The sequence below is a fragment of the Streptomyces sp. NPDC050560 genome (assembly GCF_044457285.1).
Classification (GTDB): Bacteria; Actinomycetota; Actinomycetes; order Streptomycetales; family Streptomycetaceae; genus Streptomyces.
Genome location: NZ_JBITGT010000035.1, coordinates 1 through 4,098 on the forward strand (window position 1 = coordinate 1; position 4,098 = coordinate 4,098).

Annotated in this window: 2 protein-coding genes; both read left to right on the forward strand. The window is 72.7% G+C overall.

Going from position 1 to position 4,098, the window contains the following annotated elements:
• Positions 1-120 precede the first annotated feature (120 nt).
• A complete protein-coding gene (locus ACIBIW_RS36715) occupies positions 121-2,115 on the forward strand; it encodes a type I polyketide synthase (RefSeq protein ID WP_399342887.1) in 1,995 nt (664 codons plus the stop codon).
• A 46-nt stretch (positions 2,116-2,161) separates the two neighbouring features.
• A partial coding sequence (locus ACIBIW_RS36720) for a type I polyketide synthase (RefSeq protein WP_399342884.1) occupies positions 2,162-4,098 on the forward strand: 1,937 nt, incomplete at its 3' end.

The window sequence follows — 4,098 nt, forward strand, 5'->3', positions numbered from 1 at the left end:
TTGTTTGATGCGGTGTTGCATGTGGGTGCGTTGGGGGAGGGGGTGCGGTTGCCGTTTTCGTGGGGTGGGGTGCGGCTGTTTGCGCGGGGTGCGGGTGTGTTGCGTGCGCGGTTGACTCCCGTGGGGGAGGACTCGGTGTCGGTGCTGGCGGTTGATGTGTCGGGGCAGCCGGTGTTGTCGGTGGAGTCGTTGACCACGCGTCCCGTTGACGCGGCGCGGCTGAACGCCGCCTCCACTCCGCCCCTCCACCACGTCACCTGGGTCGACGTGCCCGCCCCGCCCGTGGACGCGGGCACCGCGACCGTACCCTGGGCGGTCCTCGGCCACGAGGACGCGTACGGACTCGGCCTTGAGCTGTTCGACGGCCTGGCGGCCTTGGGCGCCGAGTTGCCGGAGACCCTGGTGGTGCCCGTGCCGGAGCCCGAGGGCGATGTGATCGCCGGTGTGAGCGAGGCCACCGTCCGCGTGCTGGCGCTGTTGCGGGAGTGGCTGCGCGAGGAGCGGTATACGGTCACGCGGCTGCTGGTGCTGACCGGCGGTGGGCTGGCCGGCCGTACCGTGGCCGGACTCGTGCGCTCGGCACAGTCCGAGAACCCGGGGCGAATCGTCCTCGTCGAAGCCGAAGCCGAAGCCGAAGCCGGAACCGGAACCGAAGGTGGCGTGACGCTCGGGCTGCTCAGGGCGGCCGTCGCGTCCGGGGAACCCCAACTGACCCTGGTCGGCGGCACGCTGAAAGCACCCCGGCTCGCGAGCCGCACTGTCGAACCGGCCGAAGTGTCGCTGTCCGGCTCTGTGTTGGTGACCGGCGGTACCGGCGTGCTGGGCGGCATCGTGGCGCGGCATCTGGTGGAGCGGGGCGCCGAACATGTCGTTCTGGTGAGCAGGAGTGGCCGGGAGGCCGAGGGCGCGGCCGGGTTGGAGAGTGAGCTTGCCGGTCTGGGTGCGCGGGTGACCTTGGCCGCGTGTGACGTCGCTGACCGTGCCGGTCTCGAAGAGTTGATACGGGGTATCGAGCCGCCGTTGACCGGTGTCGTACACACTGCGGGCGTTCTCGACGACGGTACCGTGGAATCCCTGACGGCAGATCAGTTGGCGCGGGTGCTGCGGCCGAAGGCGGAGGCCGCCTGGCATCTGCACGAGCTGACTCGCGACCTTGACCTCACCCTGTTCGCGCTGTACTCGTCGGCCGCCGGGGTGTTCGGCAACCCGGGACAGGGCAACTACGCGGCGGCCAACGCGTTCCTCGACGCGCTGGCGGAACACCGGCGCGCCCAGGGGCTGCCCGCTGTCTCCCTCGCCTGGGGGCTGTGGGAGGACGGCAGCGGAATGACCGCCCACCTGGACGACGCACACCGGGGGCGCATGCGCCGCACGGGGCTGCGCGCGCTCACCGCGGCCGAGGGCATGGCTCTGTTTGACGCGGGGCTCGCGGCAGATCTGGCGGTGGTGGTGCCCGCACGTCTCGACTTGAGCGCGGTGCGGGCACGCGGTGGCGACGTCCCCCATCTGCTGCGCGGCCTGGTACGTCCCGCACGGCCGATGTCCGCGACGGGCGGCGGTGAAGGGCCGTCACTGGAACGGCGGTTGGCCGCGCTGCCCGTCGAGGAACGCCAGGGCGCCGTACTCGACCTCGTACGGGGCGAGGTGGCGGGGGCGCTCGGTTACGCGGACGCGGCCGACATCGACGCCGAGCGGGCCTTCAAGGACCTCGGCTTCGACTCCCTCACCGCCGTAGAACTGCGCAACCGGCTGTCCGCGGCCACCGGGCTCAAGCTGCCCGCGACCCTCGTCTTCGACCACCCGACCCCCGCCGCCATCGCCGGTCACCTGCTCACCAGGCTGGCCCCCGCGCCCGCCTCCGGCGCCCACACCGGCGCGTCCGGCGTGGGGGACGGAGCGGACGCCGAGGAGCTGCGCCGGGTGCTGCTGTCCGTGCCGCTCGACCGGCTGCGCGAGGCCGGTGTCCTCGATACGGTCCTGCGCCTCGCCGACACGGACGGCGCCACGGGAGGCGAGGCGCAGCCCGCCGACAGCCCCGCCGCCGAGGACAGCGACGCCCTGCTCGACGGGATGGACGCGGACGCGCTGGTCCGGCAGGCAATGGACCTGGGCTGACCCGACGACGGACTGCTGACCCGACGACGGACTACGGAGGAACACCATGGCACTGTCCAACGACCAGGTCGTCGAGGCGCTGCGTACCGCACTGAAGGAGAACGCCCGGCTCCGCCAGGAGAACGACCGGGCGCGCTCCGCGGCCACGGAGCCGGTCGCCGTCATCGGGATGGCCTGCCGCTTCCCGGGCGGTGCGGCCTCGCCCGAGGACTTCTGGCGGCTCGTCGAGTCCGGCACCGACACCGTCGGGGACTTCCCCGACGACCGCGGCTGGAACGTGCCCGAACTGTACGACCCCGACCCCGACCGCACCGGGCACACCACCACACGGCGCGGCGCCTTCCTCTACGGCGCCGCCGACTTCGACGCCGGATTCTTCGGTGTGTCCCCCCGTGAGGCGCTGGCGATGGACCCGCAGCAGCGGCTGCTGCTCGAAGTGTCCTGGGAGACGCTGGAACGCGCCGGGATCGACCCCGGGACGCTGCGCGGCAGCCGCACCGGTGTGTTCACGGGCGTCATGTACAACGACTACGCGGGGCGGCTCGGCGCCTTCCCCCCCGACCTTGAGGGGTACATCGGCAACGGCAGCGCCGGCAGCGTGGCCTCCGGGCGCGTCTCGTACACCTTCGGCTTCGAGGGCCCGGCGGTCACCGTCGACACGGCCTGCTCGTCGTCGCTGGTGTCGCTGCACCTGGCCGCGCAGGCGCTGCGCTCCGGGGAGTGCGCCCTGGCGCTCGCGGGCGGTGTCAGCGTGATGGCGTCACCGGTGTCCCTGGTGGAGTTCTCGCGGCAGCGGGGGCTCGCCGCGGACGGCCGGTGCAAGGCGTTCGCGGCGGGCGCCGACGGCACCGGCTTCGGCGAGGGCGTCGGCGTACTGCTGCTGGAACGCCTCTCCGAGGCGCGGCGCAACCGACGCCGGATACTGGGCGTGCTGCGCGGCAGCGCCGTGAACCAGGACGGCGCGTCCAACGGCCTCACCGCGCCCAACGGGCCCGCGCAGCAGCGGGTCATACGGCAGGCCCTGGCGCAGGCCGGGCTCACCCCCGCGGACGTCGACGTCGTCGAGGCCCACGGCACCGGAACCGGGCTCGGCGACCCCATCGAGGCCCAGGCACTGCTGGCGACCTACGGACAGGAGCGCCCCGACGGCAGGCCGCTGCTGCTCGGGTCGGTGAAGTCCAACATCGGCCACACCCAGGCCGCCGCCGGAGTCGCCGGTGTGATCAAGATGCTGCTGGCGCTGCGGGCCGGGACCGTGCCCGCGACACTGCACGTGGACGCGCCCACCCCCCACGTGGACTGGACCGAGGGCGCGGTGGAACTGGCCACCGCCACCCACGCCTGGCCCGAGACGGGTGGACGGCCGCGCCGCGCCGCGGTGTCGTCGTTCGGCGTCAGCGGCACCAACGCCCATGTGATCCTGGAACAAGGCCGCGACGATGCGGAGCCGGAGGCCCCCGACGAGCGCGCGGCACCGCCACCGGTCGTGCCGCTGCTGCTCTCCGCCCGCGGCGAGGCCGCCCTGCGCGGCCAGGCACAACGGCTCCTCACCGCCCTCGACACCACCGCCGACACCAACGACGCCGCGGACCTCGCCTACTCGACACTCGCATCCCGCGCGCTCTTCGACCACCGCGCCGTTGTGACCGGCACCGGCCCCGAGGAACTACGGAACGGACTGCGCGCCCTCACCGAGGGCCGCACCGCCCCCGGCACCGCCCGCGGAGTCACCACGGGAGCGGTACGCACGGCGGTGTTGTTCACGGGGCAGGGTGCTCAGCGGCTGGGTATGGGGCGGGAGTTGTATGGGGCGTTTCCGGTGTTCCGGGAGGCGTTCGACGAGGTCTGTGATCTGTTGGACGGGGGTCTTGGGCGTTCGTTGCGTGGGGTGGTGTGGGGTGGTGATGCGGGGGTTTTGGAGGGTACGGAGTTTGCTCAGGCGGGGTTGTTTGCGTTTGAGGTGGCGTTGTTTCGGTTGTTGGG